General features: G+C 54.2%; 17 protein-coding genes. 9 read left to right on the forward strand and 8 right to left on the reverse strand.

Annotated elements, in window-relative coordinates; genetic code table 11:
* From Q0778_RS05545 to Q0778_RS05560, 4 genes are all read right to left on the reverse strand, one after another.
* A complete protein-coding gene (locus Q0778_RS05545; protein WP_298303463.1) occupies positions 1 to 672 on the reverse strand; it encodes an AraC family transcriptional regulator in 672 nt (223 codons plus the stop codon).
* A 657-nt stretch (positions 673 to 1329) separates the two neighbouring features.
* Positions 1330 to 1545, reverse strand: coding sequence for a DDE-type integrase/transposase/recombinase (locus Q0778_RS05550; RefSeq protein WP_298334619.1), 216 nt, complete (start codon positions 1543 to 1545; stop codon positions 1330 to 1332).
* 459 nt (positions 1546 to 2004) lie between these two features.
* Positions 2005 to 2325: a DDE-type integrase/transposase/recombinase gene (locus tag Q0778_RS05555; protein WP_298334621.1), complete on the reverse strand. Its 321-nt coding sequence runs from the start codon at positions 2323 to 2325 to the stop codon at positions 2005 to 2007.
* Positions 2309 to 2722, reverse strand: coding sequence for a DDE-type integrase/transposase/recombinase (locus Q0778_RS05560; protein WP_298334623.1), 414 nt, complete (start codon positions 2720 to 2722; stop codon positions 2309 to 2311). Before Q0778_RS05560 ends, Q0778_RS05555 begins: the two co-directional genes overlap by 17 nt.
* A gap of 712 nt (positions 2723 to 3434) precedes the next feature.
* On the opposite strand from Q0778_RS05560, the gene Q0778_RS05565 reads away from it, so the two are divergent.
* Genes Q0778_RS05565 through Q0778_RS05605 form a run of 9 tightly spaced genes read left to right on the forward strand, consistent with a single transcriptional unit; the run spans position 3435 to position 12553 of the window.
* Positions 3435 to 3722 carry a VirB3 family type IV secretion system protein gene (locus Q0778_RS05565; protein WP_298334625.1) on the forward strand — a complete coding sequence of 96 codons (288 nt, stop codon included), beginning with the start codon at positions 3435 to 3437 and terminating at the stop codon, positions 3720 to 3722.
* Positions 3701 to 6076 carry a VirB4 family type IV secretion system protein gene (locus tag Q0778_RS05570; protein WP_298334627.1) on the forward strand — a complete coding sequence of 792 codons (2376 nt, stop codon included), beginning with the start codon at positions 3701 to 3703 and terminating at the stop codon, positions 6074 to 6076. Before Q0778_RS05565 ends, Q0778_RS05570 begins: the two co-directional genes overlap by 22 nt.
* On the forward strand, positions 6076 to 7266 hold the full coding sequence (locus Q0778_RS05575) for a type IV secretion system protein (RefSeq protein WP_298334629.1): 1191 nt from the start codon (positions 6076 to 6078) through the stop codon (positions 7264 to 7266). The genes Q0778_RS05570 and Q0778_RS05575 overlap by 1 nt, the downstream gene beginning before the upstream one ends.
* Positions 7263 to 8000 (forward strand): VirB8/TrbF family protein, encoded by a 738-nt coding sequence (locus Q0778_RS05580; protein ID WP_298334631.1) that lies wholly within the window; start codon positions 7263 to 7265, stop codon positions 7998 to 8000. Before Q0778_RS05575 ends, Q0778_RS05580 begins: the two co-directional genes overlap by 4 nt.
* Positions 7997 to 8698, forward strand: a complete 702-nt coding sequence (locus tag Q0778_RS05585; protein WP_298334633.1) for a TrbG/VirB9 family P-type conjugative transfer protein — start codon at positions 7997 to 7999, stop codon at positions 8696 to 8698. The genes Q0778_RS05580 and Q0778_RS05585 overlap by 4 nt, the downstream gene beginning before the upstream one ends.
* The gene (locus Q0778_RS05590) at positions 8695 to 9750 is read left to right on the forward strand and encodes a TrbI/VirB10 family protein (RefSeq protein WP_298334634.1); all 1056 of its coding nucleotides are present in this window, start codon (positions 8695 to 8697) and stop codon (positions 9748 to 9750) included. Before Q0778_RS05585 ends, Q0778_RS05590 begins: the two co-directional genes overlap by 4 nt.
* Positions 9747 to 10724 carry a P-type DNA transfer ATPase VirB11 gene (virB11, locus tag Q0778_RS05595; RefSeq protein ID WP_298303444.1) on the forward strand — a complete coding sequence of 326 codons (978 nt, stop codon included), beginning with the start codon at positions 9747 to 9749 and terminating at the stop codon, positions 10722 to 10724. The genes Q0778_RS05590 and virB11 overlap by 4 nt, the downstream gene beginning before the upstream one ends.
* On the forward strand, positions 10721 to 11116 hold the full coding sequence (locus Q0778_RS05600) for a TrbC/VirB2 family protein (RefSeq protein ID WP_298303442.1): 396 nt from the start codon (positions 10721 to 10723) through the stop codon (positions 11114 to 11116). Before virB11 ends, Q0778_RS05600 begins: the two co-directional genes overlap by 4 nt.
* Positions 11117 to 11140: 24 nt before the next feature.
* Positions 11141 to 12553, forward strand: a complete 1413-nt coding sequence (locus Q0778_RS05605; RefSeq protein WP_298334636.1) for an RHS repeat domain-containing protein — start codon at positions 11141 to 11143, stop codon at positions 12551 to 12553.
* A 274-nt stretch (positions 12554 to 12827) separates the two neighbouring features.
* On the opposite strand, the gene Q0778_RS05610 is transcribed toward Q0778_RS05605, so the two are convergent.
* The 4 genes from Q0778_RS05610 to Q0778_RS05625 form a co-directional block, all read right to left on the reverse strand.
* Positions 12828 to 13175 carry a hypothetical protein gene (locus Q0778_RS05610; protein WP_298334638.1) on the reverse strand — a complete coding sequence of 116 codons (348 nt, stop codon included), beginning with the start codon at positions 13173 to 13175 and terminating at the stop codon, positions 12828 to 12830.
* Positions 13176 to 13214: 39 nt separating this feature from the next.
* Entirely contained in the window at positions 13215 to 13559 is a 345-nt protein-coding gene (locus Q0778_RS05615; RefSeq protein ID WP_298334640.1) for a hypothetical protein, read from the reverse strand.
* Positions 13560 to 14167: 608 nt separating this feature from the next.
* Positions 14168 to 14404, reverse strand: a complete 237-nt coding sequence (locus Q0778_RS05620) for a hypothetical protein (RefSeq protein WP_298334642.1) — start codon at positions 14402 to 14404, stop codon at positions 14168 to 14170.
* Entirely contained in the window at positions 14401 to 17118 is a 2718-nt protein-coding gene (locus Q0778_RS05625) for an RHS repeat-associated core domain-containing protein (protein WP_298334645.1), read from the reverse strand. The genes Q0778_RS05620 and Q0778_RS05625 overlap by 4 nt, the downstream gene beginning before the upstream one ends.
* Positions 17119 to 17125 lie beyond the last annotated feature (7 nt).

The raw sequence follows: 17125 nt of genomic DNA on the forward strand, positions 1-17125 counted from the left end.
TTATCTGTTTCGGATCGCCTTGGGCGATGCGCCAAACTGCCGCTTCACGACGGTCGACAGATGAGCGGCACTAGAGAACCCGCACTCAAACGCGATGATCGCAAACGGCCTCGCGGTTTCACAAATTAGAAGATGCGCTCGCTTGGTTCTCTGCCTCAAGACATAGGCATAAGGCGTTTCGCCCTCGTGCTCCTTGAACAGGTCCGTAAACCTCGGAGCTGAGAGACCAATCGCGGACGAAATTGACTCAACGCAAAGGTCACGATCACTGAGGTTCTGATCGATGTAAACCTTCGCCTCGGCAATGCGGTTGGTATTCACCCGTGCCGGACGCGGGGCGCTGGTTCCGGTCTGTGAAATTTGCGCCATCAAACGCGTACCAATACCCAGCATGATCGCTTGCAGTGAGAGGTCATCAAGGGCGAATGCGCGTTCTGATGCAGTGGCAATGTGATGCAACAAAATGCGGCCATAATACCCCATTATCGAGTCATTGAATGTGCCGTCCATGAGAGGAGCGTCCTCGGCGTTCAAGCCAGCGAGGCCTTGCCACTCACTCAAAGTGCGCTCGCCGACTTCAAGGATAATGGTCGGAGCGTGACTATCGAACTCGAGCGGCCCTTTCACGCCCGCGCTGAGAATTGCCGTATCGTCAGTTGTAAGGTCTTGCATTGCTGGGAATTCGCGCGAGACCCCAAGGGCCGCAGAAGATGGGCCCAGCGCAATAGCAATCGTCGACTTGGCAACGCAGATTGGTGTGCCAAACCGGCCGGGAGGTACGCATAGCAGTGTGCAATCTCTCCAACGAACACAGTTTTGAGGCGTGAGTACCGAACGGCGATTCGGCAAAAAAACAAGGCTATCGAGAAACCCGGACAGATTTTGCTGAACAATATCCCTTGTCAATACTTGCATTTCCCGCCCCTCTCATCCCAATTCGGGACATTTGATTTGATAGGCAGAGTGTTAATCGAGAAAAACTATCGGGTGGAAACTTGAAATGAGGAACTGCAATTTGAAATGATGAACGGCATGTCTAGCCGATTTATGCGAGTTCAATACTCGACAGCCACAGCGTGATTGAGCCTAGAAAGGATGCTGTCAGTCTAACTCGAACTCGTATCCGTTAGACATAGGGCACCCTACCCTAACTACTTTTCAGATCATGAGGCTTTGCCACTCGGCCAAGGCCGTCGTTCGGTTGGTTCTGTAAGTTTGCCTGTCAGTGAGGTGACGGTTGGTGTTGAAGTAATTGTGAACGTCGGCGTGGACGGAGGCGAACTTCTGTAAGCTCTTTATTCTCCGAAATCGCTGCACGACGCGTTCCCGTCACCGCAGAGGGAAGTTGGAGTTCTCCACTCGATTGTTGAGCCACCTTCCCGTCTCGCGCCGATATTCGATGCCAAGTTTCCGCATAGCTGATGGGCAGGATTTCAGACCGTCAGTCATGTATGTTTCGGCCTTGCCATGCCGCTTCAGCGCCTTTTTCAAAAACGTGAGAGCAGCCCTTTTATCTCGTTTCTTAGTGACATAGCTCTCGAGCACTTCCCCTTCATGATCGACCGCTCGCCAACGATAGCGCGTCTCGCCATTGACGGAAACCCGTCATCCGGCTGACGCTTTGCCGTTTGATATCCACTGCAAACAGCGGGCCAAAACGGTTCCACTAGGAACGCACCGTCTCATGACAAATGTCGATTCCGCGTTCGAACAGCAAGTCCTCTACCTTCCGCAAGCACAACGGAAATCGCACATACATCATCGCGACAAACCGAATGACCCGGGCGATGAATTGAACCGCTTGAATGGGCTCTCCGGTTTGCGACGTCTGGGCATCCAACCAACCTACCCTCCACGCCTCTGTCGTCAAACCGGTACAGTTAGTCTGACAAGTCCGACGTTTTGATCCAGGTTGCAATCAGAGAAAACAAGGCGGTGGCGGTGGAGGCAGTCCGGCGCGAACTTGTCTCTGTCAGACGTGGAGCGCCCTACCCTAGCCCGAGATCAGGCCATGAGGCCTTGGCACTCGGCAAGGCCAGCAGAGCGGTTGAACTTGTAAGTCTGTCTGTCGGTGAAGTGGCGTTCGGAGTTGAAATGGTTGTGGACATTGGCGTGATCAGAGGCGAATCTCTGCAAGGACCTCATCCTCCGAAATCGCTGCATCACCCGCTCTCTTTGCCGCAACGGCAAGTGCGAGTTCTCGGCTCGATTGTTGAACCACCACCCCATCTTGCGACGATCTTCGATGCCGAGTTCGCGCATCGCCGATGGGTAAGGTTTGAGCCCATCGGTGACGATCTCAAACGGACTACCATGATGCTTCAAGGCCTTTTTTGAAGAACCTCAAAGCCGCAGATTTGTCCCATTTCTTGGTGACGTAGCTCTCGAGCATCTCACCCCCGTGATCGACCGCACGCCACAGATAGTGCGTCTCTCCGTTGACCTTCACGAACAGCTCATCAAAATGCCAACGCCAGTTACGGAAACCGCGGATCCTGCGGATGCGCTGGCGCTTGAGGTCCGCTGCAAACATCGGACCGAACCTGTTCCACCAAAACCGCACCGTTTCGTGGCAAATTTCGATGCCTCGTTCGAATAGAAGGTCCTCAACGTTTCGCAAACTCAGGGGAAAACGGACATACATCATCCTCACAAGCCGTATGGCCTCGGGAGATGAGTTGAAGCGTTTGAATGGGCTATCCGACTTACGATGTCTAGGCATCTAACCGCCATAGCTTCGCCCCCAATCCGCAACCGGTATAGTTAGTCTAACAACACCCCCGCAAAAGAACGCAGTGCCTTCGGGTGGAGTTTTCGCTGATACCTAATCAAGCAAAGAACGAGCTCTTGCCGACTTTTTCTTCCACACCATTTTCGCACTCCAGTGGAAAAACAAAAAATCCAAGTTGCCTTCCCCAATTGCATGGCGGATGTAAAGCAGCTGAGGTTCGAAACTGATTCTTGTTTCAGGGTCGAGCAGAATTCAACCGCTTGATTGAGTGTTGACTTCGGAAAGGGTCGCAAATGAAGAAAATGCTCGCAGGCTTGCTTTTTGCAGCAATGTTCTCGTCGTCAGTTAGCGCGGCACCCCAGTGGTGTACTGGTGCTGCTTCACATTCATTCATCCATGTAAATGGTGATGTTATGTTCAAGCCATCGTGGAGTCCAAATTCGGTTCAAATCTGCAATGTGAAGCAGGATTGGAAAGGCGTTTCGCCAGATGTATGCTTAAGCTGGATCGCTAAACTTGATGCAGCAGTCGGGTTCAGTAAAGACCTTACAATCAGGTACGCAGATGCTCCGTCATGCAATGCAATCCCAGCGACTAATTCTGCACCGAGCCCGCTTTATGTCATGCTAAACTAGCCGTGCCTCAAGCGTCGAACGACACATATTCCAGCTCCTGATCTACAGTTCTTTGCGAAGTGCCACTCATGGAAGATCAACTGCAACGCCAAACACTCTTTGTAGCATTGACCCGCCCACAGATGTTTGCCGGTGTTACCTACACTTTCTTTATCATCAACGCGATCATTGCGGTTGAGCTGTTCCTAGTTTTTCAGGCTTGGTGGGTTTTGCTTATTGCTCTTGGAATTCATGGCGTCGGGATGATTGCGTGCTTGAGTGAGCCTCGCATCTTTGATCTTTGGCTTGCCCGCGTACGCAATTGTCCTCGCGTCAAAAACTATGGCCTTTGGAAATGCAATTCCTACCGGCCCTGACGAGAAATCCAAAGACGATTCCCAAAGAGACGCCCGCAGGCGTTCACTTGCCTTACGCTCGGCATATTGATGACGTGACCATCCAAACTCGTGACGGATTGCTTATGCAAACGATCCGGCTCGGCGGTCTGCTTTTCGAGACCGCCGATACTGATGAGTTAAACTATCGGGCAGGTTTGCGAGATGCGATGCTTAGGACGCTCGGGAGTTCGCGTTTTGCCGTCTACCATCATGTTGTCAGGCGAAGAGCGGAAGCGTCTCTCGGGCCGGTGACTTCTGATGACTTTTCTGCTCGGCTAGATAGTCAATGGCAGGGCAAACTTGCTGACAAACAGCTCTTTGTGAATGATCTTTTCATCACGATCATCCGTCGCCCTCTTCAAGGCAAAATTGGTGTGGTTGATCAGCTGCGTAGCTGGTTTGCGGGAAAGTCCGAACGCAACGCCAATTTAATAGCGTCAGAAAAGCATGCGCTAGACCGTGCCCGTGAGGCACTAATGGCGTCTCTCGGTGCATACAATCCAGCGTTGCTCAGTGCCTATGATACGCCAGAAGGCAGGCGTTCCGAACCGCTTGAGTTTCTTTCATGCTTGTTCAACGCGGATATGCGCCCAGTCGCTTTACCGCACGGCGATCTAGGCCATTTCATTCCCGCGCGCCGTGTGAGCTTTGGGCAAGACGCTGTTGAACTTGCACCGTCAGGGGATTTGCCGCGACGCTTTGTGGCAATCGTTTCGATCAAGGACTATCCCAGTGCCACATTCCCGGGGATGTTTGATGAACTTTATCGCCTGCCGTTTGAGCTCCACGTCTCCCAAAGCTTTGCAATGGTCGAACGGGGGCAAGCACTTGGCAGAATGAACTTGGCTCTGCGTCGAATGCAATCCATTGAGGATGAGGCCCTCTCTCTTCGTGATGAGCTGACAGATGCAAAAGATGAGGTTGCAGCAGGTCGTGCAGGCTTTGGTGAGCATCATACGACGATTGCGGTTCATGCTGACGGGCTTGAAGACCTTGAAAGCCATGTTGCAGAGGTGATCGCATTGCTCGCCGATTTGGGCATCAATGCGGTTCGCGAAGACATTGCTTTGGAGCCAACCTTCTGGGCCCAGTTCCCGGCAAACTTTCGCTACATTGGTAGGCGGGGATTGGTTTCTACGACGAATTTTGCAGGTCTTGCCAGCCTTCACAACTTCCCGGTTGGTAGCTCTCGTGGCAACCACTGGGGAGAAGCTGTTTCTCTTTTCGAAACGACTGCGGCAGGACCATATTTCTTCAACTTCCACCAGGCCGACTTGGGCAACTTTACCATCATTGGCCCCTCCGGCTCGGGCAAAACGGTGGTGCTCAACTTCTTGTTGGCGCAAGCCCGGCGTTTCAGTCCACGCATCATTTTCTTTGACAAGGATCGCGGAGCCGAACTCTTCATTCGCGCAATTGGTGGGCAATACGATCGTCTGCGCCCGGGATCACCATCAGGCCTCAACCCCCTCCAGATACAGGATACGCCTGCCAATCGGCAGTTCCTCTTGGACTGGATTTCTATTCTTGCCGGTGGCGCGAACACAAATGAACTCGATGCGATACGTGATGCGTTGGAAACGAGCTTTGCGCAGCCTTTAGAAAAGCGGCGGCTCAGGCACTTGGTCGAGCTCTTTCGAGGCGGAGCGCGCGCCGAAGCAGATGATTTGTATTCCCGACTAAGGCCATGGTGGGGGGACGGCGAACGCGCATGGCTTTTTGATAATGCACGCGATCTGACTGACCTTGAGGCAGAGACAGTCGGTTTTGACATGACCGCGATCCTCGATGACCCGGCCTGCCGCACGCCCGCTATGTTTTACTTCTTCCACCGCGTGGAAGAGCGCTTAAATGGCAGCCCGGCCATCATTGTAATCGATGAAGGCTGGAAGGCGCTCGATGATGAAGTTTTCGTGCGCCGGATCAAGGATTGGAAAAAGACCATCCGTAAGCGCAATGGCATTGTCGGCTTTGCAACGCAAAGCGCTTCGGATGCACTCGAAAGCCAGATCGCAAGCGCAATAATTGAGCAAGCGGCCACCCAGATATTTATGATCAATCCGAAAGCGCGCGCCGAAGACTACATCAACGGCTTTGGCCTTAGTCGCCATGAGTTTGATCTTGTCCGTACGCTCCCGGATACTTCGCGGTGTTTCCTGATAAAGCACGGGCGCGAAAGTGTCGTAGCAAGGCTTGATCTCTCTGGAGAAAGCGATCTTCTTACGATCCTCTCAGGCCGGGAAAGTACAGTGCGTCTGTTCGACGAACTCGTGCAGCAAACCGGCTCTAATCCTGCAAACTGGCTACATCGCCTGATTGAGCAGGCTGCTTAATGGCGTGCGCACCCATCATAACTGGCGACGAGTTTCTGGAGCGGACTCTCACGCATATCGACTGTCAGGCACAACTCATTGGTAGCTACGGCTATCAGGCCCTAGGTCAATCTGGATCAACTGCGTCGCTCCTTGTTGCAAGCCTGCTTACGGTTTTCGTAGCGCTTTTTGGGATCAGGCTTTTGTTCGGTCCTCATCCAGCTGCTCGCGATGTCGTGTTTGATGTTCTCAAGATTGGAGTCGTTTTGACGCTCGCCTTCTCGTGGCCTGCCTTTCGGACAGTGATCTACGATGTAACCCTCAAAAGCCCTGGTGAGATTGCGTCTGTTGTTCAAATATCTAGCGGTAATGGGAGCGCTCAGAGTTTTACCGAGAGACTTCAGAAGGCTGATAATGCAATAATCTCGCTCACGGCAATGGGGTCGGGGCGCAATGCTGGAGAGCTGATCGACAACCAAAGCTCCGGGAGCACATTCCAGGCTACAGCAATTGATGATGACACTGGGTATGGCAGCGCAAGGGTGCTGTATCTGGCCAGTGTCATCGGCACCTTGGGACTGCTCAGGATCGGCGCAGGGCTGCTACTCGCGCTTGCACCTCTTGCAGCTGCGATGCTCTTCTTCTCTCAATCACGCGGTCTTTTTGGAGGGTGGCTCAAAGGGTTAGTGTTCACAATCGTGGGCTCAATCGGCATTTCAATCGTTTTGTCCGTGAAGCTCGCAATCATTCAACCATGGCTTGCAGATGCGCTCAATGTTCGCGGTCTGGGATATGCGACACCTGCTGCGCCTACTGAGCTTATATCCATAATGCTCGCCTTCTTGTTCGTTCAGATCGCAATGCTTTGGCTACTGTCAAAAGTGGTCTTCTATCGCGGTTGGTTGACCCTTCCTAACATTCCTACCACCCATGCGATTTCTGAAAGTCAAACATCCGATTTTCGCACGCAGCAAAGCACGCAGGCGGCTCCTGTTCTTCGAGCAGAACGCATCAGCCATTCCATCGAAAGCTCGATACGCCGTGAGCGCATGATCGCTGGCCAAAGACAACTCGTCCCTTCGAATGCAACGCCTACAAACAGTCGAGCAGTTGAAGTGCACCAGGCCACTGCGCCTTGTCTAGGCAGTACGCACCGACGCTCAAGCCATAGGGTGTCTAGGGCGGCCCGTTTGAGGGACCAGCAATCATGAACGCCAAACCCGATCTAGACATCTCTGATCTGCCCGTTGCTGACAGCTGGGCAACCAGCGTAACCGATGACCTTGAGCGCTCAAACCGCCGCGCGTGGTACGTCGCGATTGTCGCTGCGTTGATTGCCTTGCTTGAAGCTCTCGCTCTTGTTTTCTTGATCCCGCTCAAGACCGTCGAACCTTACACTCTGCTGGTCGATCGTCAGACCGGCAATGTCGAAGCGCTTGCTCCGCTCAATGCGCACGTGGTTGCGCCCGACGCGGCGCTCACTCGTTCATTCATCGTGCAATATGTCATCGCGCGAGAAAGCTTTGCGCAAAACAGTCTTCAAGATGATTATCGCAAAGTCTCGCTCTGGTCAGCGCGAGGCGTAGCTGAGAATTATCAGCGAAGTATGGAGGCAAACAATCCGAACTCTCCGATAGCCTTCTTACCACGCGGGGCTAACCTGAGGACCGAGATCAGGAGCGTTTCAAACCTTGCTGACAATAGAGCGATGGTGCGATTCATGACGACACAGACCGACCTAGGCGGCAGAGCTCAATCGCCGCAATTTTGGGTTGCAATCGTCGACTATGAGTTCGTCGCCGCCGAGATGAGTGAAGCGGACCGTTACATTAATCCTCTTGGCTTCAGGGTCACGGCTTATCGCCGTGATGCTGAGACGCTGGCGGAAGAGGGAATTGTGAATGGAACCCAATTGCCAGTTCCGAACGAGGAGCAGGCTCAATGAAGAGCTCGCTGGCGATATTGCTTCTGGCATTCTCTGTCAGCGCTGCGTCGGCACAGACGTTTCCTACGCCTAACCCGGACAACCCGCGCATCCAGAGCGCGCCTTGGTCAGAAGGGCAGCCAGTGATCGTCACAGCGCTTCCGGAGAGCACGCTGACGGTCATTCTTGAACCATCAGAGCAGGTCACCCGGGCGACACTGAGCGGAAATCGGGCTTGGGACATATCAGTGCCGACAGAGCGAAACAGCATCCAAATCACGCCGCGGGCGGGTGCGTTGGCTGCGAACCTCACCGTCCAAACCGATGCGAGGACTTATGAGTTTGTGCTCGAGGTCGATGGGGGGTTGATGGGAGCCTATCTGGTCAAGCTTCACTATGAACCGGCGATGCCTTTGGAGGAGTGGATCGGTGAAGGGGCAATCGACAATCTCACATGGGGCTATCGCCTGCGCGGTGACAAAGAAGTTCGGCCCCAGTCCATTCGCGACAATGGCAGTAAAACGGTGATTACATATGCTCCCGATCAAGCATTGCCCGCTGTCTTCGCCGTCGGTCCGACGGGCGATGAAGAGGTAGTGGACGGTTACATGAGAGGCGATGTTTTTGTGATCGACCGTGTGCACAAAGAGCTCGTTTTCAGGATCAACCGCGACAAGGCGACTGCCAAACGCAATCGACGCGAGGATGGTGAAGAATGAGCACTTCTGAAGCAGCAAGCGCTGACCCGCAAGACATAAGGCCGGTCGTGCCGACTGGTTCGCAAAGTGATTGGGGCATGTGGGCGTTTGGCGCCGTACTTATTTTCGGTGGCTTTATGCTCTACAATGCTCTCAGTGCTTCTGAGCAACAGACAGAAGTGCCTAGCGTCTTTGCGCCGGGCGAAGCATCGCAAGCGCGTATCGCCTCTCCTCCGCCTTTGCGGACGCCTGATGGATATGATGCGCCGATACGGCTGGAACCACAAAGTTCCCCGCCCGCACCGCTTATTCAAAGACAGCCCGCTTTTGTGCCTCAGGTGGTGCCGCCGGTCACCTTTCCCATCCAGCCAGCTCAGCCATTGCCAACATTCGAACCACAACCCACTTCAGAACCGCCAGCGGCGATCGAGCCCCAGGTGGTGTTTCAGGCTCCTACCACTTTGCCCAGTGCAGCAAATGCGAGGAATGCAGATGACGACGCGGTTGAGCGCATAACCGCTGATCGTCTGCAAAACCCATCTTTCACTATCCCCCAAGGAACAGTGATACCAGCCGTCCTCGAGACCGCCCTCGACTCCACCCGTGCCGGAGGAGTGCGAGCCTTGGTCCAGCGTGATGTTGCTAGTTTCAACGGGACCCGCGTTCTGATCCCGCGCGGTAGTCGCCTCTATGGCGAGTATGAAGCCAACCTCCAGCGCGGGCAGAACCGGGCACTTGTTCAGTGGACAAGGCTAATTCGACCCGACGGAGTCACCATTGCATTGAATTCCCCGTCTTCAGATCCGCTGGGACGAGCTGGGGTTCGTGGCAAAGTCGATACCAAGTTCTTCCAGCGCTTCGGCGGAGCAATCCTCCAATCTGTGCTCGATATTGGCGTTGGCCTGGCAGTCAATGAGGCGAGCAATGGCGTGCTTGTGGCACTGCCCGGGAGCACTCAGAATGTGCAGATCACAGACCCTCAGGCGATCCAGCCCACTCTCAAGGTGCGCCATGGAACGAGCGTCTCTGTCTTCGTTGCGCGTGATCTCGACTTTTCGAGTGTGGACCGATGAACGTTGCCAACGTTGGGTATTATCTCGATAGCTTTCTTGCGCCTTTAGCGCCGGTGCTTGACCGCCCCGATGTGACCGACATCTGGATAAACCGTCCCGGTGAAGTATGGGTGGAGAGCCTTGGTGGCGGGATAGAGCGCATTCATAATGACGCGCTCGACCTCAAGCTCCTCGAACGCCTTGCCCGCCAGATTGCCGCACACTCCTCACAAGGCATTAGCCGAGCGCAGCCCCTTTTGGCCGCCACTTTGCCTGACGGGTCACGTGTCCAAATTGCTTCCCCACCTGCCACTCGTGAGGGGTACTCTTTCGCCATTCGCAAACATGTCTCGGCCAATCTCGCACTAGCCGATTGGGAAGAGGCAGGTGCTTTTGACGAGGCTGTGCGCGATGATGGCGAGCTTGAAGCAGAACGTCGGTTCCATTCGCTCGCTGGTCCTGAAGCCTCCGCAGCATTGCGCGAAGCGGTACGTACGCGGCGTAACATCCTTGTGGCTGGCGGCACGTCGACAGGGAAGACCACCTTCCTCAATTCGCTCCTCGCCGAGATCCCGCGTGACGAACGTCTCGTTCTGATCGAAGACACCGCTGAGCTGCATCTCGCACATGAAAACGCGGTTGGTTTGATCGCAGCACGAGGAGAATTGAGCGAAGCGCAGATAACTGCGGAGGACTTGCTGATTGCCGCGCTACGCATGCGGCCTGATCGCATCATTCTGGGCGAACTGCGTGGGCAAGAGGCCTTCACCTTCCTTCGTGCGGTCAACACAGGGCATCCCGGCTCAATGACCACTATCCACGCCGACACACCGGCCAGAGCCATTGAGCAGCTCGCACTGCTGGTTCTGCAAGCGGGCTCCAAGCTTTCCCGAGAAGACGTCCGGCACTATGTTCGACGGAGCGTCGATGTCTTCGTCCAGTTGGAACGACGTGATGGGAAGCGGCGCGTTTCCCAGGTGTTGGCGGCCCAATGAGCATGCAAGGCGCTCTCTTCAATCTGCTGGCGGTGCAAAGGAGCTTGTTTGAACCGAGTGGCACTTCTCCCTTGGAAGGCGCCGCGAATTGGATGATGGCCCTGTTAGATGGACCATTGGTGACAACCTTGTGCGTGATCGCCGTCGCACTGGTAGGGTTTGCGGCATTGAGTGGGCGGCTGCCAGTGCGGATGGGGATGCGGGCGGTGCTAGGGTGTTTCATCCTCCTTGGCGCGCCTGCAATTGCATCTGCGCTGATGTGGCGGGGACAGGATGCTTCGCCTCAAGTGGTATATGAAGCGCCAAACACTATCGCGGCTGAACCTGCACGACCCGAACTGCCGCCATCGGATTATGACCCTTATTCTGGAGCCTCCCTCAGGCGAAATTGAAAGAGCTCGCAAGATTGGAAATTTATGATCAAGGCATTATTCAAATCGCTCATCGTCACCGCGGCAGTTGTTTCAGGGATCAGCGTCTTCGCTCAGTCGACAATCGATACCTTCACTTATGACGCTTTAGGTCGATTGGTAAAGGTGGACGAGACGGGGGGCGAAAACGATGGCGAGAGACGCGAGTACCAGTACGACGCCGCTGGCAACCGAACCAAGGTCGAAGCAACTGGACAAAATGGAGGAGCTGGTGATGGCACCGGCGGTTCGGGAGGATCAACGGAACCTATCTATGCAATCACTTCGTGGAGCGATGATCGCGATGAAAATGGCGCTTACCAAGTCCATTCGCGTGGACTTTTCTCCAACGGCACCCAGGCGTTCGCGCCTACGACTGTCAACGCGGATGCAAATGGGCAGCAACAATTCTCAAGCATCGCAGCAGACTCAGACGGCAATTTTGTGGTCGTCTGGGAAGATGACACCGATAGCAATGGCTATTTTCAAATCATGATGCGCGGCTTTAGCGCTGATGGCAGTGAGCGTTTTTCTCAGCGCACAGTAAACTCAGTCGGAGCCGGCCAGCAATTGAAACCGCAGATTGCTATGGCTGACGATGGCAATTTCGTAGTCGTTTGGGAAGACGATGCCGATGGCAATGGCCATTACGAAATTGAGATGCGTGGGTTCAATGCAGATGGCTCCCAGCGTTTCTCGCAGCGCACAGTGCACAGCACCGGAGACGGTCGTGTCAGACCCCAAATTGCAATGGCAGGCAATGGGGACTTCGTGGTGGTCTGGGAAGATGATGCCGATAAGAATGGATACTATCAAATCGGCATGCGCGGTTTTTACGCTAACGCCACTCAAAAGTTTAGCCAGCGCTCGGCCAACTCCGTCGGGGCTGGTCAACAACTGAAGCCCCAAATCGGTATGGCACACAATGGCCGCTTTGTTGTCGCGTGGGAGGATGACGCCGATGGCAATGGGCACTACGAAGTGGAGATTCGTGGCTTCTATGCGAGTGGAACGGAGCGGTTTTCCCAGCGCACCGCCCACTCTGCCGGCGATGAAAGACGCAGACCCGATGTTGCAGTTGCGGATGATCAGAGCTTTGTGGTCGTTTGGGAAGATGATGCTGACAAGAATGGCTGGTCTCAAGTCGTAATGCGCGGCTTCAATGCTGACGGCAGCCAGCGGTTCTCGCAGCGCACAGTCAATTCGGTGGGCACCGGTCAGCAGTTGCGCCCTGAAATAGCCATGTTTGGGAGTGGAACCTTCATTGTGCTGTGGGACGACGATGCGAGCGGCGATGGCCTGCACGAAGTCTTTGCCCGAGGCTTCTTTGCAAGCGGCAATGAGAAATTTGCCGACATTATCGTGAACACGCATGCAGGCGGGCAACAGCGCGATGGGAAGATCGCCGTTCGACGGTGAGGGAGCCCGCTCGTACCCCGACGCCATCCATTGTGCACTCATCGCGACGACGATTTGGAACACTTGAGACACTGTCTAAGTGCAAAAACCCTTCCGATCAGTTGGACGCGTTTTAATCTGAAAAAGCAATTGCGGAGCGGAATGAAGGTGCACGGTCATGCCTCGTCAATAGCAAGCGCATTGCCAGTAGGAAAATGGGGCTCCTGATGATCCCTGCGCTTAGGGTTCCGCTTCACCCGTCTTCAAGACTAGCCGCGAGGATTCAGCTCTGACCTCACGGCATCAGCATGACATAATCGGGTCCAGGTGCGTTTGTGTTGATCGGCATCTGTTCGCAGGGTGGCGCATCATTGTATTTCAACCGGATCCTCTTGCCGAACACAATGGCCGCATCAATCTTGGCTATCCAGGTTAGGCACACGTCGGGCGGCACGCCCTTCCATTCCACACTGACATTGCACACCTGAACATATTCTCCGCCTCTCCAAGAGGGCTGGTAGATCGCATCGCCATTTGTTCTGATGTGGAAATTCGTGGCTGTTCCATCACACCACCGGGGAAATGCCGCTGCTGGAGATGCTATTAACAGTGCGAGTAGCGAACCAAGTAAAACGCGTTTCATAGTGAACCTCACAGGTAACTCATCTCTTTAGCGGAGATCTCATGGCAAGAGCATGAGATAGTATGGCGCTGGTGCGGAGCCATTTGCCGCGATCTGGTCACACCCGTTTACGCTGGCATATCTGATGCGGATTTGCTTCGTAAGGCCAATGGCCGCATCGACCTTCGCCACCCATGCCATACAGGTGGAGGTTGTGATGCCCTTCCATTCCACTTCTACGTTACAGATCTGCAAATAGACCGGGGACCATGTCGGCTTGAAGATGGCGGCCCCGGTGTGATTGACATAGAAGGCTTCCACCCCGCCCGTGCACCAATGCGTGGCGGCGTTGGCTTGGGTAGTGAGGATTCCCGCAAGTAGACTTGCCAGAACGACTTTGCGCATCGGAATTTCTCCTTAAGTATTATGAGGCTAAACCTACGGTACTGTTGGGATATCGCACAGACCCCCTCGCGCACTTATCAACATAGAGACTGTCTTAAATGCGAGTTCATTTGGGCCGGCACTATGCGCCTACGATGTGGCGTCTGCTAATGTGAACGAGTGCGTGTTTTCGTCTCTTCGACAGAGATGCAGTTGCCCCCAGCGCATCTCATTCGATCAAGTGAGGAGCAATTAAACCCGCCCCGAGCTAGGGCCGCAGTCTTAGATAAGTGGGGAGCTTTAAGGTTGGGACTTGATCACAAGCGGGCACACCATCGTACTTTACCTCGATCCGCCTAGAGAGGTTGATGGCAGTATCAATCTTGGCCTCCCACGCTGGGCACACATCAAGGGAAACACCCTTCCATTCCATTCTGACATTGCACACCTGAGGAGACTTTCCACCTCTGCAGGTGGGCGGACTTATGTGTGGACCAGTCTCACTTCATAGCCAGAACATTGGTACCGAGTGAACAAGTAGGTGTTCCCGAGACTTGATCATTTCCAAGGCATCCAAGAATGAGGTCTATGTTAGCTAGAAATGGAGTTCTAGAGATAAAGTAGCCAGGTTATTCTTGTTCATTGTCGCGTGCATTTTCCTCTAAGACTAGTTTTCCTGCAGCACTGATACCTTCGGACAGAAGGTCCAATCGCAGTTTCTGACACACTCCCTCACCATCAAACCAAACTATTGCTGGCTGCCCCTGATCAAGACCGACCAGAAATTCATGACCTGATGTAAACTCAAGCTCTGCTGCCCACGCGTCTAGGTCCAAAACAAACACTGGCTTAATTGTGAAACTCATGGACTGATCTCCGAGAAAAATTGAAACCGCCCGCTGCGAGTAAAGTTCGCGGAACCAACCCCAGGTGCGGTAACGCGAATAAGACCCGAATTCTGTGTGAGACTGACCTTCACATTCGGACTAGTTATTATTGTTCTAATGAGCTGCGCACCCTGCTGATTAAATGCAGATGGATTGCCGCCTGAAGTCGCAAGATTTCCAAATTCACCTCTTCCTTGATGCTTCTGCAAACTGCGCCCAGCCCGCGTAAAGCCACTTTGGCTTGCGGGACTCAATGCAGAAGCCTCCAGATTGTTCAACGCTCTTGTCTGCTGTGCCCGGAGAGTGTCAACTGCCTGTTGCGAAACTGGTCCAGTTGACCGAGCCTGAGCACTTCCAGGCAACAATATCTTCAAGTTTATACTTATTTGCTGGTACTCGGCATCTCGAAATGCTTGATCCAAGCTTCGCCCAGAACGGCGTCGTGACCTCCCCCCGCGGCCAAGGTTTGTTGATTCCGTTTTGTTCCCAGGATTTAAAACAGGCTCGCTTGAGAATGTAGCGCCAAACAAGGAGCCACCGCCTTCGCATAGTCGCGATGCAGCGCACGATGGGCCACCAACCATGCCCGTCGGATCAACCATATTAATCGGATCATTCCCGACATAAGCGTAAAGGTTATACTGGTCCTCATATCCAATCGGGTCGGTCTGGAGGAAGCGGCCTAGCGTTGGGGAGTAGATGCGGGCTTTGTAGTAATACATCCCCAGCTCAGGGATCCACATCTGCCCCGTATATTGAAAACGTCCCTCATTGCTCGCACTGGGGATGCCAAACTCATCATAAGTGTTGAGAGCAATTTGCGCTGAGCTGGTGGCGATATGGACGATGCTGCCGCGTGGGTCGGAATAGAGCAGCTTCGCATTGCCCGAAGATAGGTTCGTACCACTAAAGGAGACGAGTGGATCGTCCGCCTGAGGGTTGGCCCCGTGCACATGCCGCTGAGTGATCGCCCCGCTGGCGTTGTACTCCGCAACCATGGCATTGCCATCATAAAGAAAGTTGGTTTGGCCCGTCTGGCTGTCTTGGATGCGATACAGACGGCCGAGCGGATCGTAATAGAGGTCAGTGGTGTGTCCACCACCAATCGCTTTCACCAGGCGGTTTTCGATATCGTATTGGTAGGCTGTGTCGCCGTCCGAAGTCAGATTGCCATTGGCATCATAAGTGAAGTTCTTGCCGCCAACGCTCGCATATTGGTTGAGACCATTGGGCGCGTAGGCTCGATTCACATTTTTATGACCATCCCAGCTATATGCATCGTTAGACTGAACCTCAGTCCGGATTTGCGAGGCGGGATTGCGGGTGTAGGACCAGGTAACGGGATTTTCACCTGTACTCCATCCACTGGAAGCCAATCGGCCAGCTGGGTCATAGCTCATCGATTGGTTAGGTGCGGACGAGAAGCGGCTAATGCTGTTGGTCAGTCCTCGGTCATTATAGTGGGAATGGACCAGAGGTGTGCTCCACTGGTTTCTCAGAATTGTCGGCCGGTTTAACCCGTCATACTCATAGGTGAAGTACGCACTATCGGGATAGGTGACCCGTGTGCGATTGCCGTTCTTGTCATACTGATAGGAAAGCACCCGCGAAGTGCCTGCGACATTATCCGCAGTCTGGATCAGCCGGCCAAAACCGTCATACGTATTGTTCTGCGTTGGGTTTGATCCAGAATTAAAGTATGTGCTGAGCGGCAGACCTCGAAGATCGTAGGTGTAGTGAACATCGCGTGTATGAGTGCCTGACAAACCCGAACGCTCCGGCACGATTTTCCGGGTCATCCGGTTGAGCGCATCGTATTGGTAAGTCAGTACCGAGCCATCGCGTTTCCGCGAGGTCAGGCGGTTGCCGTTGTTGTCGTAAGTGTAAGCCTCGTAATCGGTCCCAGTGGGTGAGGTGCTGCCGCCAATGCTGGTCGTATTGGGGTTGAAGCTGTTTCCGCCATTCTTGTTGGGAAAGTTCCAGCGGGACATGCGATCGTGACCGTCATAATCGTAGTGGGCGCGGTTGCCATTGGCATCGACCAGGTTCTCGATTTGGCCGTTTTGTGTGTAGGTGTAAGTGACCTCAGAGATCTGCACGCTTGTGCCAACTGCGCGGCGAACTTGGAGGACTTGGCCAGCGGCATCATAGTAGGTGCGGGTAATGCGATCTTCGCCGTGCTCGCCGACAACACTGTCCTTGGTGCAGGCGCTGGCAGGAAGATTGTTAAACCGCGCCGGGTTCATGCGCACGGCGGTGCATTCGAGACGGCCCACGCTGTCATAGCTGTATTGCGTGAGGCTTATGGTAGTGACTGTGTTTCCGCTCTTTCCGCTGACTTTGTCCGTGGTCTTGCGGTTGGAGAGATCATAGGTCGTCTCAGCGATGGTGTGGACTGTGAAGCCGGTCCAGTCTTTCGGCTGAATGGCCTCGCTTCTCCAGCCCGACAGGTCGCCCGTCTCGACCATGGTGACATTGCCGCGCACATCATAGGTCGTGCGGGTGGCGAGGTGCTTTAAGATACCACCACTGCCATCAGGATCAGGCGCAATTGTGCCGACAACCCGTCCAAGCGCGTCATATCGCGTTGCTGAGGTATAAGGAGAGGCTGAGCTCTGTGCGTTCGCGATGGTAGGAGTGAGTGTCGCAAGGCCCGCGGTTGCGAGGACGGCGGCGGAAAGAAGTGTCTTCATCGGTCGC

Origin of the sequence: uncultured Erythrobacter sp. (assembly GCF_947502395.1) — a bacterium.
In the GTDB taxonomy this organism is placed as follows: Bacteria; Pseudomonadota; Alphaproteobacteria; order Sphingomonadales; family Sphingomonadaceae; genus Erythrobacter.

What these genes read in the sequence shown, in the direction of transcription:
- Q0778_RS05585 (WP_298334633.1), top strand. Translation starts at nt 7,997, where the DNA reads ATGAAGAGCTCGCTGGCGATATTGCTTCTGGCATTCTCTGTCAGCGCT.
- Q0778_RS05545 (WP_298303463.1), bottom strand. Translation starts at nt 672, where the DNA reads ATGCAAGACCTTACAACTGACGATACGGCAATTCTCAGCGCGGGCGTG.
- Q0778_RS05575 (WP_298334629.1), top strand. Translation starts at nt 6,076, where the DNA reads ATGGCGTGCGCACCCATCATAACTGGCGACGAGTTTCTGGAGCGGACT.
- Q0778_RS05620 (WP_298334642.1), bottom strand. Translation starts at nt 14,404, where the DNA reads ATGAGTTTCACAATTAAGCCAGTGTTTGTTTTGGACCTAGACGCGTGG.
- Q0778_RS05615 (WP_298334640.1), bottom strand. Translation starts at nt 13,559, where the DNA reads ATGCGCAAAGTCGTTCTGGCAAGTCTACTTGCGGGAATCCTCACTACC.
- Q0778_RS05570 (WP_298334627.1), top strand. Translation starts at nt 3,701, where the DNA reads ATGCAATTCCTACCGGCCCTGACGAGAAATCCAAAGACGATTCCCAAA.
- Q0778_RS05565 (WP_298334625.1), top strand. Translation starts at nt 3,435, where the DNA reads ATGGAAGATCAACTGCAACGCCAAACACTCTTTGTAGCATTGACCCGC.
- Q0778_RS05625 (WP_298334645.1), bottom strand. Translation starts at nt 17,118, where the DNA reads ATGAAGACACTTCTTTCCGCCGCCGTCCTCGCAACCGCGGGCCTTGCG.
- Q0778_RS05610 (WP_298334638.1), bottom strand. Translation starts at nt 13,175, where the DNA reads ATGAAACGCGTTTTACTTGGTTCGCTACTCGCACTGTTAATAGCATCT.
- Q0778_RS05600 (WP_298303442.1), top strand. Translation starts at nt 10,721, where the DNA reads ATGAGCATGCAAGGCGCTCTCTTCAATCTGCTGGCGGTGCAAAGGAGC.
- Q0778_RS05580 (WP_298334631.1), top strand. Translation starts at nt 7,263, where the DNA reads ATGAACGCCAAACCCGATCTAGACATCTCTGATCTGCCCGTTGCTGAC.
- virB11 (WP_298303444.1), top strand. Translation starts at nt 9,747, where the DNA reads ATGAACGTTGCCAACGTTGGGTATTATCTCGATAGCTTTCTTGCGCCT.
- Q0778_RS05605 (WP_298334636.1), top strand. Translation starts at nt 11,141, where the DNA reads ATGATCAAGGCATTATTCAAATCGCTCATCGTCACCGCGGCAGTTGTT.
- Q0778_RS05560 (WP_298334623.1), bottom strand. Translation starts at nt 2,722, where the DNA reads ATGCCTAGACATCGTAAGTCGGATAGCCCATTCAAACGCTTCAACTCA.
- Q0778_RS05590 (WP_298334634.1), top strand. Translation starts at nt 8,695, where the DNA reads ATGAGCACTTCTGAAGCAGCAAGCGCTGACCCGCAAGACATAAGGCCG.